The organism is Streptococcus sp. 27098_8_76 (genome assembly GCF_041432315.1).
GTDB lineage: Bacteria > Bacillota > Bacilli > Lactobacillales > Streptococcaceae > Streptococcus.
Genome location: NZ_JAPVZI010000009.1, coordinates 69,221 through 85,922, shown reverse-complemented (window position 1 = coordinate 85,922; position 16,702 = coordinate 69,221). Strand labels below are relative to the sequence as shown.

The following is a 16,702-nucleotide window of genomic DNA, read 5'->3' as shown; positions in this document are numbered from 1 at the left end:
TTCTTTCCTTTTTACAAATCTTCTTTTTTCAAAGGTTTTACATCCTTAAGTAGTGGATGATTTTTATCTGCATCTGAAACCTCTGCTTCTGCAAGATTTTCCCATTCAATGCCAAGTCTTGGATCAGCATAGTTCACAAAGGCATACTTGGGTTTGAGTTCAAGAGCCCAGTAATCATTGACCAGATAACTATAAGAAACTGTATCTGATAGGACTTGGAAACCATTGGCCACACCTCTAGGAACAAAGATTCCCTTACTTGCATCAATTACTGTTTGATAGGTATTTCCGAAAGTTTCGCCCTCGCGTAGATCAACCCAAGAACCCAGAACTTTCCCACCATCTGCTACAGAGATGTACTTATCCCAAGGTTCTGCGTGGAGGCCACGGAGAACATGTTTACGTGAGAAGGATACATTGTTTTGCAACTTTCCTTCTGCAAAGAAAGACTCTGGAAATCCAAGTGGGAGCATTTTTTCCTTTTGGAAATTTTCTTTAAACCAGCCACGATTATCACCATGAACAGGGATATCAAACTCCAACATACCTGGAATTGCATCAACCTTGCGTGCTGCAAGCGTCTTTCCGAAAAAATTATCTGTCATCTATGCTTCTCCAATCAAACGGAGCAGATACTGCCCGTATTCATTTTTCTTAAGTGGCTGGGCTAAGGCCAATACATCTTCGCGACTGATATAGCCCATACGGTAAGCAATTTCTTCTAAGTTTGCTACCTGAACATTTTGCATCCGTTGGACTGTTTCGATGTACTGTGAAGCCTCTAGTAAACTTTCATGAGTGCCAGTATCCAACCAAGCAAATCCACGTCCCATAACCTCAACCGATAAATCTCCACGATCTAGGTAAGCCTTGTTGACATCTGTAATTTCCAATTCACCACGCGGGCTTGGTTTTATATTTTTGGCAATCTCTACTACATCATTATCGTAGAAATAGAGACCTGTAACTGCATAATTTGAACGAGGATGTTCTGGCTTTTCTTCGATAGAAATGGCGTTCATGTCTTTGTCAAACTCAACAACACCAAAGCGTTCTGGATCCTTCACGTGATAGCCAAAGACAGTCGCTCCTGAATCCTTGCTTGCTGCCTTTTGTAACATCTTAGAAAGACCAGGACCGTGATAGATATTGTCACCTAAGATCAGAGCAACGCTATCATCACCAATAAATTCTTCACCAATAATAAAGGCTTGTGCCAAACCATCTGGACTTGGTTGCTCTGCATAAGACAATTGAATCCCAAACTCAGAGCCATCTTGAAGAAGCTCTTTGAATCGATGCAAATCCTGTGGAGTGGAAATAATCAAAATATCCCTAATCCCAGCCAACATCAATGTTGAAAGTGGGTAGTAAATCATCGGTTTATCATAAACCGGCATAAGCTGTTTTGATGCAGCGCGAGTCAAAGGATATAAACGTGTCCCCGAACCACCTGCTAGAATAATACCTTTCATAAGTACAATCGTTCCTTTCGTTTCACCCAATACACAACACTGAATAAAAAGTGTTGTGTTCTTTATTTTAATCAAGAACACTTAATTCTACTACAAATACTGGAGAAGAGATTAAGCAAGTGATATCACCACTATCTTGAATTTCGATACGTGCATCTCTATTCATCAAACACAACCAACAAAGAAATTTAAACCCACCATAACATTATTGTAATCTGTACGAAAAATTGAAAAACAATTCTTCACCAGCTAGTAAAATAGCTCTACAAAGAATTCTTATTTTCAAAAATCCACCTTCTGCACCACTAGTTATATCTGAAATTTATGCAGATATTGTTCTATTCAATGATGCTAAGAGATTCTGTTCTTTGTGTATTCTGGTAGTTGCAAACAACTCACAAGGTTCGGCAAAAATGAATAAGACTGACAAGAAAATCTCTAGACCAAATTATTTTTATTCAATAAGCTGAATTTAGCTTCGTCTAATCTTTTAAATTAGGTTTTAAATAATCTTTTCACCTTGTCAGAATTAGGAGAAGTCACTATACGTATAACTTGTATTTTTAAAATGTCTCTCAATATTACTGTTAGTAGGAATAGACCGTTAAACTAGAATATATTTTAATTTTTCACTTATAGATTGTTGTTCATATCTTGCTTCATAATTGAAATCATTCTTTTAGCAACCGTGTCCCACGAATATTCTGCTTTATAATAATCTTGTTTAGTCTGAACATTTTTAAAAAAGTTTTCATCTTTTATCAAATTATACATTATGTCAGCTAAAACCTGTGGATTTTCCTCTTCAACAGGTAATAATAATCCAGTTTCATTATTTTGAATTAGGTTTGGCATTTCCATTAAATCACGACCGATACATGGTAAACCATAGCAAAGAGATTCAACAAATACAATTCCAAATGCCTCAAATCTAGAAGGTAAAACAAATACATCACAAAGATTATAATAACATTGTACCTTATCAGCTGGTAGATTACCTAAAAAATAAACATTCGGATTGTTAAATTCCATCGGAACACTGAAGGACCTATAATGTACAACTCTGCCTCCGGCATGAGATTATTTTGCAAATAGACAAAAGCGTTATAAACAAGATCTCCTCCTTTACGAAAAAAATCTTTACCAATAAATAAAAACTTATTGCGTTCCTTATGAGAGTGGTCAAGAGATAGATTATTCATATTTGTTCCTGCCCCCACATAATGAACTTTTTCAACTGGAAGCCCTTGTTGAGCTATCAAGTATTCTGAAAACCATTTACTCATAGTAAATATTCCAGTAGCTTGATTATAAAATATTTCCTGTTTTCTCATTCGTCTATCTAGAATATCAGCCGGGACGTTTTGAAAACCACTATATTTGAACGATTGACTATTGTTTTGAGAACTCTCTATCAAATAATGAAGATTCAAGTCTTGATAGACATAAATTGGATTATCAGAAAAAGATAAAGGAAATTCATCAAACGTGAGGCAAATATCCTCTGGCGATAGATGAACTTGATTTTCAGCATATTTTATATACGTCATGTTCATATCAGATTTTCTAATACCTAAACGAACAAGCACTTTGTGCACATTCATTCTAAAAGTATAGAAAATATTCTGTTCCTCAACAATCTCGTATTTCCCTAAATATTTTTTTATATTAGTTATTGTCCCGGACCAATCCCAGGTCAGTTGCTCTTTGTTATGAATAATTCTTGGAATTACAATCTTCAAACTAACCCCTCCTAAATTTATGTTTGACCATATCTAAAACATGATTTAACAATCAATGGCTTTTTTAAAAGTTTTAACTCTAGTAAATAGACGATTTAACTTACTGAAGTAATGATAAAAATCAGAAGAAAATCTAGAAAGCAAGGTGAATTCTGAAAAGTTGAATTAATCAAAACATCCCTAATCACTGCTAACATCAATATCCAAAGTAGTATCAAATTATCGATCTATCATAAATCAGCATAAGTTATTTTAATGTAGCTCGAGTCAAAGAATATAAACATGTTCCCGAATCAGCTACAAGATCAATACCTTTTATAAGATAGTACTTTTTATTACTTTATTTGGTCTCACTTAAATTCCGCGTAAAATACGAACAATCTGTTTACTAGCATCACCATTTCCATAAGGATTACTAGCTTGACTCATTTTTTTATATTCTTCGGAATCGTTTAAAAGCATCTTAAAGTTTTGATAAATAGTCTCCTCATCAGTTCCAACCAATTTCAACGTTCCGGCAGCTACTCCTTCAGGTCTTTCTGTCGTATCTCGCATGACCAATACAGGTTTTCCTAAAGAAGGAGCCTCTTCCTGAACTCCTCCTGAATCAGTTAAAATCATGTAACTATGATTCATGAAATTATGAAAATCAAGAACATCCAAAGGTTCAATAATCTGAATACGTTCTGTATCTCCAAAAATTTCCGCAGCTGTTTCACGCACCAAGGGATTCTTATGAATTGGATAAATTACCTTAACATCGTCATATTCATTTAAAACTCGTTTAACAGCTCTAAACATGTGTTTCATAGGTTCTCCGAGATTTTCACGTCTATGAGCAGTCAGTAGAATAAGACGAGTGTCAACGTTTAAATCTAAATCAGGGTGTGTATAATCCTTTTGTACTGTAGTTGTAAGTGCATCAATAACTGTATTTCCAGTTACATAAACATTCTCTCTACCCTCTTTTAAAAGATTTTCTTTAGCCAATTCAGTTGGAGCAAAATGATAATTTGCAATAATAGAAGTCGATTGTCTATTAAATTCTTCTGGGAAGGGACTTTGCAGGTTGTAAGTTCGTAACCCAGCTTCAACATGGCCAACCTTAATTCCAAGATAAAATGCTGCCAAAGCTGCTGCATATGTTGTAGTAGTGTCACCATGAACTAGAACAATATCTGGTTGTTCTTCTTCTAAAACAGGTTTAATTTTTTCTAAAATACTTGTTGTTATAGAGAACAAGGTTTGATTAGCTTTCATTATTTCTAAATCATAGTCTGGTTGAACTCCAAACAATTCCAAAACAGGGCTAACCATCTCCTTGTGTTGACCAGTTACACAAACAACTGTTTCCATATCTGCCTGTTTTTTCAACTCATTCACTAATGGACACATTTTTATCGCTTCTGGACGTGTACCAAAAACTAGCATTATCTTCATGATTTCCTCCTAAATCAATAATTAAATTCTTTATTTGTTTATACATTTCAATTTCTGACCAATTTACTTCTTCTTTGCAAGAAGAGAAAATAATTGAATCGTCACTTCCTCCTTTAATAAAAGCAGAATTACTAAATATAATGAAAAGAAAGCAAAACCTTCTAGCATTAGAGAATAAAATGGTATAGTTATCGTTATCAGCTGATTCAAAATGATTAGTGGTACTGTAGAAACAACTGTTGCAATTATCACATTAACCAAACTCTTTATCGATATATTTGATACTAAATATTCTTTTGAAAAATGTAATTGTACCGTCATCTGCGACAATTCCGCAAAAAGAGTTGCGACAGAAGCACCAATAATTCCAAACTTAGGCATTAACAGTAGGTTCAAAATAAGATTAATCACAGCACCAATCGTTACTGCAACCATAAAATATTTTTCTCTATTCATTGGAATCAATATTTGATTTCCTGTAATATTCGAGAAACCAGAAATAAGTAAAATTGGCATAAGTATTTGCATCGCTAAAGTCGCAGGAAGATACTGACTTCCTCCTAGTAATAAGATACTATCTTTCGCCTCTACAATAAAGAATACCATCAATGGAATCGCAATAAAAAATATAACCGCAGATGACTCCTTTAATATTTTTCTAAAATTCGAGGTGTCATTTTTACTAATATAAAATGAAAGTCTCGGTAGCAAAACTGCACTAATAGATGTAATAAGAGAAAGCAAAATCCACTTAACCTTTGATGCCACAGAATAGTATCCCACATCCTCATTACCATTAATAAAACCGAGCATCACTGTATCTAAATTAGTATAAATATTTACTGCAAGTAATGATGCAAATAAATACCACATTGGTTTAAAATGATGTTTAAATTGTAAATTTTTATATAATTTAATATTAATGAAATGTCGGCTATGCCATAGATTTAAGATATTTGAACTTAGAGAAGAAAACAATGAAATACTAGCAAAAACAATATAATCCTCTGGCCTTTTCACAAGTAGAAAAATCAATATTAATGATAGAATTTTAAACACTACTGACCGGGTAGTAATATAAGTATATTCTTCCATTCCACTATACAACCAATTTAAGGCGAAAGGAGAAGATAAAATAGTCCCACATGTGATCAATAGGAGTGAAAATTCTCTATTCAATTGTGTTATAAATATAGTCATAAATAATAGTATTACAGTTGTTATTATAGACATAGCAACGTTTATAATCATTAACTCCTGTACTACCTTTGACAACTTATCTCTATCATCTCTAACACTTGCTACTGCTTTGATACCATAAGTTGAAATTCCCATAGAAGCAAGTAAAATACCATAATTCCCTATTGAACTAAAAAATGAAGTTAAACCTATACCAGTTGGATTCAATATTCTAGATATATAAGGAAAAGTGATTAATGGGAAAATGATATTTGATAGCGTCAGGACAATATTTAATAATGCATTCCACTTTATGGATTTATTCCCCATAATTTTTCAACCTCAATTTCAAATCTAAATATTTCAATAAAAATATAACTCTTGTATATAATTCTGGAATAAATAGGAAATTGACACCACCAAACAATCTATAAACGAAATCAACCCAAAGTAAATCGCTTTTCTCTCTTAATAACGTTTTTATAGATTTTTTCGTAGTTTTAAGAGTTACTATCTCACCAAAATTTTCAACAACTTTTTCTTTTAAAGATTCAGAAAATGATTGTAACTTAGGTATATAAATACATTCTTTTTTTAGCGATATCATTAGCCACAGATTTTTTTGTTCAAAAGGGAGAAACTTCATTTTCTTATAAACTTCCAAAATTTCTGAAAATCCTAATATTAACTCTTCTTGATAATCTTTAACTGCCTGATAAATACTCACATGTTTCTTATCATCGTCAAGAATGGGAATAACCTCACTCTCTCTTTTATATTTCAAAACTGGACCATGATCTGCTACAAAAATATCTTCATAAAAACCAAAATTTCTACTCACAATATCATAAAATTTCGATTTACTTGGATAATCAGAAAACAATAAACCAGTTTTATCCATTTTATTTTCTACTGAGTAAGCATTGAGTATCAATCCCAGATAATAACCTACTATTCTCTTGTCTGGAAGAGCCTTTTTGATACTATCTTGTATCGTTCCTTTCCAACCCACATCGACTAAATATACTTCATTTTGGTTTTTAGTTAAATGCTCTATATAATCACGTAGTAATTGACTGTCTTTTTTCTCTTTATTGAACTTCGTAATGAACTGAGGATGTTTTTTGAGTTTCTCTAATAAATGATCGTCTACTGTTAATACATATGTTGGTTTCTCTTTTAAATCTTGACAAATCAATATGATTTCATTATCAGAAAAGTTTAAATTTAACAAGAAATTTTGTAATGTAATTTTTTTATATTGACGAAAAATCGTCTCAAACTCTTCATTATCTAAAGAAGTAAAAGAAGAATATAATGTCGATCGTCTAGAAACATAAAAATATTCTGTACAAATCTTTTGATTTTTCCCAAAAAAAGTATCTTGATATATATCAAAAAGTCTTTTCAATAACTGTCCTTCTCGTGAGCAAAAGAGTGCTATTTGAACATCATCTTGAATCATCTTTTTATGCAATTTCGAAATAAAGAATACGATGTCAGCTAAAAAAATATTAAACGGTGCTTTTTTACTGTTAGAAAATAAAATTTGATTATATAGTCTTACCAACTCTTTTTCTGACACTGTTTGATTTTTATCTATGTGTTGTCTATAAATAGCATTTAATCCTAGAGAACGTGGCACTTCATAATCAGATTTATAATTATCTCCTATCATGGTAATTTCTTTAGGATTTAAGCCTAATTCGTTTAAAATTAACTTATATAAATTTCCTGTGGATTTACGGCAAGCTTTCTCACTCGAAATATAGATAGAAGAGAAATAATCAAAAATTTCAAATTTTTTTAATATAGTTTCTATTAATTCCTTATCAGTATAAAAATCCGAAACTAAGATAATCTGTTTCGAATCACTTTTCAATTTTTTTAAAACTTCTTTAATTTCCGAATCCAAGTAAATATGTTGCAATTCAATTTTTAACTCTAGAATTTTAGCTCTATGAATAAACTCTTCTTTCGATGTATTTTTTATCTTATCTTTAATTTCATTATATATTCCAGACAAAAGATCTAGATAACACATTTCTTCAGTGCCTAACTCTTTATTGTTTTCGACACTTTTTCTGATCTTGTATAATATTGCAGGAGATACATCAAAATTCAGCTCCAAAGCCATTTCCTTAGCCCACTGATACAAAGTTTGCTCAGGATGACAATTCCTATGTACAACAGTATCAAAAAAATCAAATGCAACTATTTTTGTTTTTATTTGAGATATATCAAACACTTCTATGTTTCACCTAACTATTTTAAATTATGATCCTATAATGACCACTCTCTTTGATTATTTAATCTAATTATCTTAGTACATCTACAGTTATAAGCAGTAACTTATTCGTTTATGAAAATAAATGGGTAGGATGGATCAATTCTATTAAATACACCATCTAAATAATATTTATACTTTCTTTTAGAACAATCCCTTCTCGATAAACAATGATAAAGTTGTTGCATGAATAAATAGATCAAGAAAACAGTATACCTTAGTTTACTATTTACATTTCTACGAACAAATACAACTCTATTTCTCGTCATTAAATATTCTTGAAGTCCATTGACCGATTTTATAGAGACCGAACCTTTATGATAAACATAACTTTGAGTAAGACATATATTCTTATAGCCTAATTTTTTAGCTCTATAACACCATTCAGTTTCTTCATAAAATAGAAAATAGCTTTCAGGTATATATCCAATAACTTTCAATATAGAGGTTTTGAACATCAAACACGCTCCCCCAATATAGTCACTTTCGATTTTAGAAGAAAGTTTGTCCCTCTGAGCACCATGATTTTTTAAAGTTACAATTCCTCTATTAATAAAAATATCACCACCTGTAGATTGTACCAAGTTATTATTTTTATATTCAACTAACACTGGACTAACAAAAGCAACAGAGGAATTATCTTCTAGTTCTCGTTTACACGATTCCAAAAAATCAACTTCAATTAGTGTATCGTTGTTTAATATACAAATGTAATCATATCCATTATCCTCAGCATACTTTATTCCAATATTGTTTCCATTCGCATATCCTCTATTTTCTAAACTAGTAATAATCTTAATAGGGGATAGCGCCCTAGATAACTCTTTGACACTATCATTAACCGAATTATTATCTACAATCACGATGTCATACTCATTTGAATTTATAGTACTTCTCAAACTTTGTACACATTCAATCGTATCTTCATAATTATTATAATTGAGAATAACTATACATACTTTATCCATTATACACCTAATTTTCTATGTCATTTTTTAGCCTATAGTCATAGTAGAATATTAATGCAAGAACAATTGCCAATGAGAAACTTCTCTGCGCTCCAAAGATATTTAAAGAAATTGAAGTAATTATTAAATTAGTTAAGAGTGCAATAAAAAAGGCTCGGTCAACTCTATATTCATCATTTGACATTCTTAGAATTAAATTAATTATCTTATAAAATATATAACCATACATAAAAATTGCAGCTACACCAAATTGAACGAATAACTCTAAAAAACCTAAATCATCTAGATACATCTTAACGGCACCTGGTCCAGCCAAAATAAAATTACTATTTATGTTGCTTGATGTTAGAATTCCAACCCCAAGTTTCCATACATCATTAGCTAATAAACCAAGATAGTATTTCAACTCCCAGTATCTAAATCCTAACCCCATATCAAATGATCCAGTGTCGATATTTAAATATGCTTTAATATAATCCAATCCACCTCCATAAACGAATAATATAATTACAGTTATAAAACTTAAAGTGGTGAGCAATCTAGAAGTTCTTCTAGAATATACAAACATGAGAAAAATTGAAATCAAAACAGAAACCAGTAGCATTCTTGTCTGATTTACAAATGTTATATACATTAATATCAAGAACAAATAATAAAAGTATTTCCTATTTCCAAATTTAAAATAGAAAAAAGTGGAAATTAGCAAACCTATTATAATTAATGGCGTTCCATCTATTCGTACCGAAAATTCATTTCGATACCACAAATCTCCGAATTCTCTTAAAATAGCTGGGAATAGTTCAACTTGAAATAATGTATATAAAAACCAAGTGAATGCTCTAATCCCAAGAGAAAACATAAAAATATTGAGTGTATTATCTAAAATTTTTCTCATGTTTTCTTGTTTGTTTTTAAAAAGGTAAATCAATACAAAAAATAGAAAAATCCATATATATTGCCGGGATGCCAAAAAAATATTACTCACACTGTAATTATAAAGAGTTTTAGCTCTTAATATCTCATATATAATACATATAGATAAAAAAGTTCCATAGATAAAAGCAGATTTAGAAATTCTTTTAGCATTAACAATCAGTATAGGAATCATTAAAAATAAGAGTGCAATAGATAAAATAGTTAATAAGTTTCTATGCCAATATAAGTTGAGGGAAAACATAAGAAACATTCCCACTGATAGCATCACTGTAAAATAGTATAGAATCTCTATAAATTCAAACTTCTGTCTCTTCATTCATCTCTCCACAAAAAAACTACAATTGATTAATCAGCTGATGAATCATCTCCGCTCTTTTTTCCCAAGTATTACTTTTCAAAAAATCTTCTCTAGCTATACTGTCATATTTCAAATTATTATTTTCAATCAATTGCACCAGATTCATTTGGTAATCTGAATAATTTGAATACATGTATACAAATGGTTCAAATCTCAGAATTTCCTTATAACATACCGTAAGTATATTTTTGTTAAAGTTAATATATTCATACAACTTAACCGGATCCACTGCTTCAACAATATCATTAATTTGAAACGGCATAATAAGAACATCTGCATTCTCAATATACTGATAAATCTTCTCGTGTGGTACACTTCCTAAATAATGAATTCTATCATGTTCAGGAATAACAGCTTTGCTAATCGGACCAATCAACTTATATTCAATATTATCAAAATCTTCTAAACTTCGTAAAATGATATCAAAATCAAACCAATGACTGATAGTTCCAACATATGCAAGTACAAGCTTTTGGTTATTCTTTTTATGCTGAGTAGGAATGCTTAAAATTTTACCATTATAACCATTTCTAACAACCACTATTTTATCAACCTGTTCTTCCAAGTTATAATCAGAAATAATATTTTCTCTTAATTTCTCACTCGAAACCAAGATTAAATTAGCTCTATTGACCAGTTTCTCTTCTAAATCCTTTAATCGCTGGCGTTCTTCTCTATCTTCTATAAAAGCCACATGATAATCCATACAATCATATATTATTTTTTGTTCTGAATTGTCTACAAGAGAGGCAAACTGCATTGGATTTGTCAAATATACATATTCTGGTTTAAAAGCCTTAACTTTTCTTCGAATATTCCAAGCAACAATTTTATCATTCAGTTGCTTTAGTTTAGGTGACCTATTAACAAAAGGTAGGGCATAAATACGTGATATATTTGTAATATTAGTATTTCTATCCTCAGTCAACCCTTTTCTATTATACCAATAGCGATACAGAACTAGTATCTCATAAAAATTAGATAAGCTTTCTGCAATAAATTGTGGACGCTGTTTTATCCAATTCCAATCAACATTTGTCACATATAAAATTTTTTTCATCATTTTTTTCATCATTTTTTTATTCACTTTTAATAATTACCGACTAATTTTATTTTTCTCCATTAAAGTTAAAAAATAACTAGTGGATTCAAAGTTGCATTTGTTTGAAAATAAGGTTTTTTCTACTAAGTTTGTATAAACCTGGTTTGTTGCAACATTTTGATGGTGCAATACTTTAATCTTCGGTGTATAAATTCTCTTGTATCCTTTTAATTCAGCTTCGTAATCTAATATCTCTGTTTCATAGTAAAAGAAGGTATTAGGGTTAAAAGCATACTCCTCTTTTTCGATAAAATCTCTCGAATATACGATAAAGGAACCATGAAGAATTGGGTTTTCTACCTGTTTTCTATAGTCCACTGAGCCTTTTTTACGTCTATTTTGATAGATTGCTGTTCGAAGAACTTTACTAGCTTTCAACCAACATTTGATTTTTAAAGCTATACTAACTTGGCTCCCTTTTTTAAATTTTTCATTTAGAGCTTTAACTTCTTCATAAGTATAATGTGTCAACCGTTTTGGATTTTGGTGAAGTTGGTAAGTAGTTGAGAAGATATCTGGCCCGAGCAAATGGAATTTTTCCTCACGATAGATATCTGTCACGATTTTTTCAAAATCTTCTGTTTCTATCTCAATATCGTTATTCATGATAACCATGAAATTGGGGTTATACTTTTCCTTAGCAAATTGATAAGCTACATTATTTCCACGAGCAAAACCAGCATTTTCATGGTTAATCAAAACATCAATTTCTGAATCTGATTCATAAAGCTCTTGTAGTTTTTCACCAGTACCATTATTAGAGAAATTATCAATAATAACGATTTGCTTTGCATTAGAATTACCTTCTTTTATAGATTTAACACAAGAAATAGTTTCTTCTAAGACTTTGTAATGCAAAATAATATAACAAAACAAATTAGTGTCCTCCTAAATGCGATTTCTTTTCATCATCACTAGGCTCTTCGTGAAGATAGTTTTCTCCGTAAAGTCTTTTAAGGTAGCGGTCATACTCCGTTGGAACTTTAAAGGAGGTATCCTCAAAAGACTTCTCTACTCCTTCTCCCCAAATCCCTACCGGCATAACTTCTTTAGCAAATAAAGAAGCATTGATAGTCCCAGCATACTGCTGCTTTTTCCAATCATACTTTTTATAGAGATTATCCAAACGTCTATATACAGAATTCTGAGGAAATAGTTTTGCAAATCCTAGTTTTTTAAAGAAACCAATAATTAGTTTTTGCTTAGCGGAATGCATATCCACATGGTCACCAACATAAGTTGTGCCTAAACTTGCTAAAAAACGATACCAGTATACTTTACCAAAGTAAATCTTTCTTAGAACCGAATGATTTGGAGCACCGTCCAAAGGAATGATATCAATCAAATGCAATCCTAAATTAGTATTTCGGGGCAAACCCAAACGTATTCTTTCATCTTCTAAAAGGAATAATCGAGGAAAGTAGCAATGTAAAGTGTCGCAATATTGATAAGCAAGAACCTGATATTTGCCTGCGATAATTCTATCTTTAAAAATACTTGGCAGCTTATCATATGATTCACGAGGGACAGCGATATCCATATCATCATCCCATGGAATAAAGCCGTCGTATTTGACTGCACCAAGTACACTACCACCACGGAGGAAAAAATCTATACCATTCTCTTCACAGATTTTTTTAAACTCTTTTATAGCATCTAATTCAACTTTTTGAATTAAGTGAATCATCTCTGTCTGGTTCAATATTTAATACCTCTTTTTGCTTTTAAAACTTTTCTTATGAATGTAATATTCCCTACAAAATAACGTTTAAAGAGACGTTTAGGCTCATTAGCTACACGGAATAACCACTCTAGATTTGATTTTTGCATCCAAAGAGGAGCTCGTTGAATATGTCCAGACAATACATCAAAACTACCGCCAACTCCCATAAACACCGAATTGACACCGTTATCCATAAATTTTTGGATAATATATTCTTTTTTAGGAGACGTAATACCAACAAACACAAAATCAGGGGTCTTTTCACGAATATCTTCTTGAATATCTTTCTCATCATTTTCAGAAAAATAGCCATTCCTGTGCCCAATAACTATCAAATTTGGATAATCTATCTTAAATACTTTAAGCATATCTTGCAAAACTTCTTCTTTTGCTCCAAAAAAGTAAACTGAATATCCTTTTTTATTCGACAACTCTAAAAGACATTGCATCAAATCAATACCCGCTACTCGTTCAGGAACAGGCGTTCCTAAAAACTTACTTGCAAGAACAACTGAGGCTCCATCCGCATTAATGATTCCTGATTCATTAACGATTTTTTTGATTTTCTCATCTGTATGACACTGATTAATTTTATCAGCATTCACCCCCATCAAGTGTAGTGGTCTTTTTTCTAATACATTTTGTTCTACAATATCTATCGTTTCATTCATCGTAAGCGGATCAATTGTTACGCCTAAAATTTGGATTCTATCCCTCATTCCTTACTTTGCTCCATCTCTCATAAATACAACTTTAACAGTTTTTAACAAAATTTCAATATCTTTCCAGATTGTCCAATTATCAATATAAGCCACATCTAATTTTACAACATCGTCAAAATCGGTTATTTTACTACGGCCACTAACCTGCCATAAACCTGTAATACCAGGTTTAAAGCTGAGTCGACGTTTCTGTTCTGGAGTATACTGATCATACTCGTCTACTGTCGGTGGACGCGTCCCCACTAAACTCATATCTCCTATAAAGACATTCCAAAATTGTGGCAATTCATCCAAACTGGTTTTACGAATAAAGCGACCAATTTTTGTAACACGAGGATCATTGTCCATCTTAAACATACCACCTTGCATCGTATTTTGATCCATCAACTGTTCTTTGATAGCTTCAGCATCGATCCGCATCGAACGGAATTTATAAAAGGTAAAATGTCGACCATTTTTCCCTATACGAGTTTGAGCAAAAATAGCTGGTCCGCCATCTTTACGAATCAATGGAACTAAAACTAGACTAGCTATACCAAAAAGAATAAGGCCAATAGTGGCACCACAAATATCGAGAATTCTCTTTGAAATCACATGACTAGTTTTATAAAAATTTGTAGAGAAAGTAACTACATTCAATCCTACCATCTCATGAATTTGTTTATTGCGACCCAAATTCTTATCAAATGCATTAAGATTTACAGTTACATCTACCCCCATTGTCTCAAACCTAGAGATAATTTCTCCAATATCGTAGCTCTCTCCTGGAAGGTTGACAAACACCTCATCCACAACTTCATGCGTTGCAAATTCAATAATTTTTTCCTTTTCAATTACAGGTATTTTATCATGTTGAAAGTCAGATTTATCCAAAACACTTACTGCTACCAATTTCCATGAAAGTTCATCAGATTCTAGCAATTTATCAAGAACTTTTTCTATATTTTTCGTTACTGTTAACAGTAAAATTTTCTTGCTATTTTTTAGATTAAAAAACACATGCTTCCAATATTTCTTTATTAAGAAATTCAACAAGTATAAGGATATTCCTTCTAAAGTTAAGAAGTATACCATTCCTCTTCTAGAGATACTAAACCGTTCCTCTATAAAAAAGTTTAATACACTTATAGCTATTGCAAAGAAAAAAATATATCTTATAGTACTATTAAACTCAACTAGGTACCCTCTTTTAAAAAAATTGTTACCATAGGAACTAAAATAAAATACAAAAAAGTGGAGAAGGTATAGTATAACCATCGAAGAACGTTCAATTTCTGTCTCTCTAACAAAGCTAAGAAAATAAACCAATAAAATGACAATAATACTCTGTAATACTGCCAGAAAAATTTTCAATCCTTTTTCATCCATAAAATCTTCCCCAGGTTATTTTTTACCATAATTACCATAACCACCGTAAGAACCATATTTTTCACGTTGAACATCAAATTTATTGAGAACAACACCTAAAAATGGTTTTCCTGCTTGTTCTAACTGACTTTTAGCTTTTTGTACTTCTCTTCGTTTTGCAGCTCCTGATTCTACAACTAAAATGGATGCATCGCATTTTTGCACAATAATAGCTGCATCAATTACAACTCCAATTGGTGCCGTATCAACGATAATATAGTCGAAATATTTACGTAAGGTTTCAATCATAATTCCAAAGTTGTCACTTTGAAGAAGAGCTGTTGGATTAGGAGAAGACACTCCTGACTCGATGACAAATAAATTGTCAACATTTGTCTCACAAAGTCCATTTGACAAATCCTGAGTTCCAGCCAGATAGTCTGTCAAGCCTGTAATTCTTTCTCTTGGCTTAAATACTCCTGACATAACTGAGTTCCGGATATCTGCATCAATCAAAAGAGTCTTATAGCCTGCACGTGCAAAAGCCCAAGCAATATTAGTAGAAGTTGTAGATTTTCCTTCACTAGAATCAACTGAGGTGACCACAATAACCTTCAAGTCATTGCCGCTCAATTGTACATTTGTTCGTAAAGCATTATAGTACTCTTCTGCTTTTTTTACAGAGTTAAGTTTCTGTTGTGATAGTTCTAACTTTGCCATCTCTTCTCCCTTACTTTACTTTATCCAGATTTGGAATAATTCCAAGGAGTGGAATCTCCATAACATCTTCTATATCTTCTGGACGTTTTACACGGTCATCAAATAGTTCAATTAATAGCACTACTACAATCACTAAGCCTGCTCCAAGTCCTGCTCCAATCACAGTATTACGACGAATATTTGGCGAAGACGGTGATATCGCCGGTCTTGCCTCCTCCAGTGTTGTCACATCAGAAACACGAGTAATACTGATAATTTTTTGAGCAGCTACTTCCCTCAAAGAGTTAGCGATACGGCTTGCCTCTTCAGGAACTCGATCATTAACTGAAATAGAAACAATACGGGTATCAACTGGTACTGTCACTTTAATTTTATTAGCCAAACCTTTTGGCGTCAAATCTAGTTTCAAATCAGAAACAACTTTCTCCAAAACATCCTGCGATAGGATAATTTCACGATAGTCTTTAACCAAGTACGATCCTGCCTGCAAGTCTTGATTTGTTAAACCAGACTTCTCTCCTTGATTACGGTTAACTACATAAATCCGAGTCGTACTAGTAAACTCAGGTTTGATAACAAAAGTACTGTAGGCAAAAGCAACTGAAGAAGTTATAATTGCCACTAATAAAATGACTAACTTTCTTTTCCATAAAGTTCTGAATAGTTGAAATACATCGATTTCCAAAGTGTTTTGATCTTTCAT

16 protein-coding genes are annotated in these 16,702 nt (G+C 31.9%); all 16 read right to left on the bottom strand.

Annotated features, from left to right (window positions below):
* Positions 1-11 precede the first annotated feature (11 nt).
* Complete coding sequence (locus O3636_RS07705; RefSeq protein WP_000131449.1) at positions 12-605, bottom strand: dTDP-4-dehydrorhamnose 3,5-epimerase family protein; 594 nt, start codon at positions 603-605, stop codon at positions 12-14.
* Positions 606-1,475 carry a glucose-1-phosphate thymidylyltransferase RfbA gene (gene rfbA / locus O3636_RS07700; RefSeq protein WP_000676134.1) on the bottom strand — a complete coding sequence of 290 codons (870 nt, stop codon included), beginning with the start codon at positions 1,473-1,475 and terminating at the stop codon, positions 606-608. It abuts the gene before it with no gap.
* Positions 1,476-2,108: 633 nt separating this feature from the next.
* Positions 2,109-2,507, bottom strand: a complete 399-nt coding sequence (locus tag O3636_RS07695; RefSeq protein ID WP_371642468.1) for a glycosyltransferase — start codon at positions 2,505-2,507, stop codon at positions 2,109-2,111.
* Positions 2,474-3,217 carry a hypothetical protein gene (locus O3636_RS07690; RefSeq protein WP_371642466.1) on the bottom strand — a complete coding sequence of 248 codons (744 nt, stop codon included), beginning with the start codon at positions 3,215-3,217 and terminating at the stop codon, positions 2,474-2,476. Before O3636_RS07690 ends, O3636_RS07695 begins: the two co-directional genes overlap by 34 nt.
* Positions 3,218-3,571: 354 nt before the next feature.
* On the bottom strand, positions 3,572-4,660 hold the full coding sequence (wecB, locus tag O3636_RS07685) for a non-hydrolyzing UDP-N-acetylglucosamine 2-epimerase (RefSeq protein ID WP_025170935.1): 1,089 nt from the start codon (positions 4,658-4,660) through the stop codon (positions 3,572-3,574).
* Positions 4,661-4,720: 60 nt separating this feature from the next.
* A complete protein-coding gene (locus O3636_RS07680; RefSeq protein WP_000527160.1) occupies positions 4,721-6,166 on the bottom strand; it encodes a flippase in 1,446 nt (481 codons plus the stop codon).
* Positions 6,156-8,084 (bottom strand): HAD-IA family hydrolase, encoded by a 1,929-nt coding sequence (locus O3636_RS07675; RefSeq protein ID WP_000459717.1) that lies wholly within the window; start codon positions 8,082-8,084, stop codon positions 6,156-6,158. Before O3636_RS07675 ends, O3636_RS07680 begins: the two co-directional genes overlap by 11 nt.
* 104 nt (positions 8,085-8,188) lie before the next feature.
* A complete protein-coding gene (locus tag O3636_RS07670) occupies positions 8,189-9,091 on the bottom strand; it encodes a glycosyltransferase family 2 protein (RefSeq protein ID WP_000361938.1) in 903 nt (300 codons plus the stop codon).
* Between the two features lie 7 nt (positions 9,092-9,098).
* Positions 9,099-10,343 carry a hypothetical protein gene (locus O3636_RS07665; RefSeq protein ID WP_000828638.1) on the bottom strand — a complete coding sequence of 415 codons (1,245 nt, stop codon included), beginning with the start codon at positions 10,341-10,343 and terminating at the stop codon, positions 9,099-9,101.
* A 19-nt stretch (positions 10,344-10,362) separates the two neighbouring features.
* Entirely contained in the window at positions 10,363-11,445 is a 1,083-nt protein-coding gene (locus O3636_RS07660; protein WP_025170933.1) for a glycosyl transferase, read from the bottom strand.
* A 36-nt stretch (positions 11,446-11,481) separates the two neighbouring features.
* Positions 11,482-12,363, bottom strand: coding sequence for a glycosyltransferase (locus O3636_RS07655; RefSeq protein WP_000458861.1), 882 nt, complete (start codon positions 12,361-12,363; stop codon positions 11,482-11,484).
* 1 nt (position 12,364) lies between these two features.
* On the bottom strand, positions 12,365-13,189 hold the full coding sequence (locus tag O3636_RS07650) for a phosphorylcholine transferase LicD (protein WP_001076783.1): 825 nt from the start codon (positions 13,187-13,189) through the stop codon (positions 12,365-12,367).
* Positions 13,186-13,929, bottom strand: coding sequence for a WecB/TagA/CpsF family glycosyltransferase (locus O3636_RS07645; protein WP_001205623.1), 744 nt, complete (start codon positions 13,927-13,929; stop codon positions 13,186-13,188). Before O3636_RS07645 ends, O3636_RS07650 begins: the two co-directional genes overlap by 4 nt.
* Before the next feature lie 3 nt (positions 13,930-13,932).
* Positions 13,933-15,300: a sugar transferase gene (locus O3636_RS07640; protein ID WP_000343579.1), complete on the bottom strand. Its 1,368-nt coding sequence runs from the start codon at positions 15,298-15,300 to the stop codon at positions 13,933-13,935.
* A gap of 15 nt (positions 15,301-15,315) precedes the next feature.
* Positions 15,316-15,999: a tyrosine-protein kinase gene (locus O3636_RS07635; protein ID WP_371642462.1), complete on the bottom strand. Its 684-nt coding sequence runs from the start codon at positions 15,997-15,999 to the stop codon at positions 15,316-15,318.
* A 10-nt stretch (positions 16,000-16,009) separates the two neighbouring features.
* Entirely contained in the window at positions 16,010-16,702 is a 693-nt protein-coding gene (gene cpsC, locus O3636_RS07630; RefSeq protein WP_049539459.1) for a capsular polysaccharide biosynthesis protein CpsC, read from the bottom strand.

What these genes read in the sequence shown, in the direction of transcription:
- O3636_RS07705 (WP_000131449.1), bottom strand. Translation starts at nt 605, where the DNA reads ATGACAGATAATTTTTTCGGAAAGACGCTTGCAGCACGCAAGGTTGAT.
- rfbA (WP_000676134.1), bottom strand. Translation starts at nt 1,475, where the DNA reads ATGAAAGGTATTATTCTAGCAGGTGGTTCGGGGACACGTTTATATCCT.
- O3636_RS07695 (WP_371642468.1), bottom strand. Translation starts at nt 2,507, where the DNA reads ATGGAATTTAACAATCCGAATGTTTATTTTTTAGGTAATCTACCAGCT.
- O3636_RS07680 (WP_000527160.1), bottom strand. Translation starts at nt 6,166, where the DNA reads ATGGGGAATAAATCCATAAAGTGGAATGCATTATTAAATATTGTCCTG.
- O3636_RS07670 (WP_000361938.1), bottom strand. Translation starts at nt 9,091, where the DNA reads ATGGATAAAGTATGTATAGTTATTCTCAATTATAATAATTATGAAGAT.
- O3636_RS07665 (WP_000828638.1), bottom strand. Translation starts at nt 10,343, where the DNA reads ATGAAGAGACAGAAGTTTGAATTTATAGAGATTCTATACTATTTTACA.
- O3636_RS07660 (WP_025170933.1), bottom strand. Translation starts at nt 11,445, where the DNA reads ATGAAAAAAATTTTATATGTGACAAATGTTGATTGGAATTGGATAAAA.
- O3636_RS07645 (WP_001205623.1), bottom strand. Translation starts at nt 13,929, where the DNA reads ATGAGGGATAGAATCCAAATTTTAGGCGTAACAATTGATCCGCTTACG.
- O3636_RS07640 (WP_000343579.1), bottom strand. Translation starts at nt 15,300, where the DNA reads ATGGATGAAAAAGGATTGAAAATTTTTCTGGCAGTATTACAGAGTATT.
- O3636_RS07635 (WP_371642462.1), bottom strand. Translation starts at nt 15,999, where the DNA reads ATGGCAAAGTTAGAACTATCACAACAGAAACTTAACTCTGTAAAAAAA.
- cpsC (WP_049539459.1), bottom strand. Translation starts at nt 16,702, where the DNA reads ATGAAAGATCAAAACACTTTGGAAATCGATGTATTTCAACTATTCAGA.